Annotated in this window: 3 protein-coding genes; all 3 read left to right on the top strand. The window is 75.1% G+C overall.

What is annotated here, in order from left to right; translation table 11 throughout:
* Positions 1-924, top strand: a 924-nt coding sequence (locus VGD85_RS19890) for an NYN domain-containing protein (protein WP_331065166.1), incomplete at its 5' end; no start/stop codon positions are given.
* Positions 925-991: 67 nt separating this feature from the next.
* Positions 992-1,912 (top strand): glycosyltransferase family 2 protein, encoded by a 921-nt coding sequence (locus VGD85_RS19885; RefSeq protein WP_331065165.1) that lies wholly within the window; start codon positions 992-994, stop codon positions 1,910-1,912.
* Positions 1,909-2,498 (top strand): hypothetical protein (locus VGD85_RS19880; RefSeq protein WP_331065164.1); only part of this gene is annotated, 590 nt, incomplete at its 3' end. The genes VGD85_RS19885 and VGD85_RS19880, both read left to right, overlap by 4 nt.

Below are 2,498 nucleotides of genomic sequence, written 5' to 3'. Positions count from 1 at the left end.
CGGTCGGCCGCGACCGACCGCGAGGTGGAGCGGCTGCAGGGACGGCTGGCCGACGCCGAGCAGACCCTGCGGGACCTGCGGGCCGCGCACCGCGCGCAGCTCGAGGAGTACAAGACCGAGAACACCGCCCTGCGGCGCAAGCTCGGGGACACCCGGGCCGCGGAGCGGGAGGCCCGCGCGGCCGCCGACGAGGCGGAGCGGGCGCGGGGGGCCGCCGAGGCGGAGGCGGCCGAGCGCTGCGCCGGCCTGGAGAAGGACAACCGGCGGTTGCGCGGACAGGTCGAGCGGCTCGAGGCCGAGGCGGCCCGGAGCCGCCGTGACGCCCGCTCCGATCGCGACGACGCCACGCTGCGCGCCCGGGTGCTGCTCGAGACCGTGATCGACGCGGCCGCGGGACTGCGTCGCGAGCTGGCGCTGCCGCCCGTGACCGGTGCTCCGGGCGACCGGGTCGAGGCGGACGTGGCCGCGGCCGGCACCCGTGACCCGAGCTCCACGGGCGCGCTGGGGGTCACGAGCGCCGCCCTGCTGGAGCAGTACCTCGCGATGCCCCAGGCCCGGCTGCTCGTCGACGGCTACAACCTCACCAAGACGGCCTGGCCGAGCGCGCCGCTCGAGGCTCAGCGCAACCGCCTGGTCTCGGCGCTCGCGCCGCTGGTGGCGCGGACCCGCGTGGACGTGACCGTGGTCTTCGACGCGGCCGAGACCGATCACCGCCCGCCGGTGCACGCGCCGCGCGGCGTCAAGGTGCTCTTCAGCCCGCGGGGCGTGATCGCCGACGACGTGCTGCGCGACCTGGTCGCCGCCGAGCCCGCCGGCCGGGTCGTGGTCGTCGTGACCGACGACCGGGCGGTCGCCGAGGACGTCGGCCGCGGCGGCGCCCGCGTCGTCTCCCCGGCGGCGCTGGTGGAGCTGTTCTCCCGATAGGAGCGCGCCACCGACACGCCACGCCGGGCTCACGGCTCGTTCACCCGGCGTCGGGAGCATGCGGGACATGCTGTGGGTCGTCGTACCGGCACTCGACGAGGCCGAGAACCTGCGGGTCCTGGTGCCCCGCATCGTCGCCGAGGTCACCACCTTCGACCCGCTGGGGCGGGTCCTGGTGGTCGACGACGGGTCGACCGACCACACCGGCAAGGTGATGGCCGAGCTGGCCGCCGACCATCCGGAGGTGGAGCTCGAGACGCTGCGCCACAACCTCGGCAAGGCCGCGGCCCTGCAGCGCGGGTTCCGCCGGGCGCTGGACGGCGGCGCCGACGTGGTCGTGATGATGGACGCCGACGGGCAGGACGACCCGGCCGAGCTGGGCCGGCTGCTCGAGCGGATCGACGCCGGTGCCGACCTGGTCACCGGCGCCCGCCTCGTGCGTCAGGACCGCTTCGTCAAGCGCACCACCTCGCGCGTCTACAACCGCACCACCGGGCTGCTGTCGGGGGCTCCGGGCCGCGACTTCAACTCCGGCTTCAAGGCGATGCGGGCGGCGGTCGCCGAGGACGTCTCCCCGATGCTGTACGGCGAGATGCACCGGTACCTGACCGTGATCGCGCACGGCATGGGCTACCGGGTCAGCGAGGTGCCGGTGCAGCACCACGCCCGCATGTCGGGGGCGAGCAAGTACGGCCTGGCCAGGTTCTGGCGGGGCTTCGCGGACCTGCTCACGGTCCGCTTCCTGCTCAGCTACGAGAACCGCCCCTCGCACCTGTTCGGCGCGGTCGGGATGGCCAGCCTGCTGCTGGGCTTCGTGACGCTGGCCTACCTGACGGTCGTCAAGGTGCTCGGGGAGCCGATCGGCGACCGGCCGCTGCTGATCGCCGGCGTGCTGATGGTGATGGCCGGGCTGCAGCTCACGCTGTTCGGCCTGCTCGCCGAGATGGTGGTGCACGCGCGCAACCGGGGCCTGGGCCAGCGCACGTGAGCCGCCCCGTCCCGCGCCCGCTGCTCGCGGTGGCCGCGGTCGTCCTCGTGGCTGCGGTCGTGATGGTCTTCGCCGGGGGCTGGCGCACCGGGGTCTCCTGGGACGAGACCTACCACGTGTTGCGGATGCGCACGTTCCTCGGTCCGTCGGGGTGGTACGTCCTCGACCACGACCTGCACGGCGACGCCCCCGGCTCGTGGGTGGGCTCGGCGTACGTCTACGCGCCCGTCACGATGCTCCTGCTGCACGCCTGGTCGATGCTGACGGGCGTCGACTCCTCGGGCGTGGTGTCGGCCAGCGCGTCGGCGTACGCCGTGCGGCACCTCGGGGTCGGCCTGCTCTCGCTGCCGGCCCTGGCCGCGGTGGCTGTCCTGGCTCGCCTGCTGCTGCGGTCGTGGGCCTGGGGCCTGGTGGCCGCGGCGGCACTCGCGGCGATGCCGGCCTGGACCGGGCACGCGATGTTCAACGTCAAGGACGTGCCGGTCGCCACGGGCTACACGCTCGCGTCGCTGGGCTTCGCGGTGGTCGCGACCGCCCGCGCCCCGCGCCTCCTGGTCGCGGGTGCCGCGACCGCGGCCGCGGGGGT

Source organism: Nocardioides sp. (assembly GCF_036401255.1).
Lineage (GTDB): Bacteria > Actinomycetota > Actinomycetes > Propionibacteriales > Nocardioidaceae > Nocardioides.
The sequence above is the reverse complement of the archived record's forward strand: the minus strand, read 5'-3'. Positions and strand labels throughout refer to the sequence as shown.

Bases quoted from the DNA above. Each gene is read 5' to 3' on its own strand.
- VGD85_RS19885 (WP_331065165.1), top strand. From the start codon at position 992: ATGCTGTGGGTCGTCGTACCGGCACTCGACGAGGCCGAGAACCTGCGG.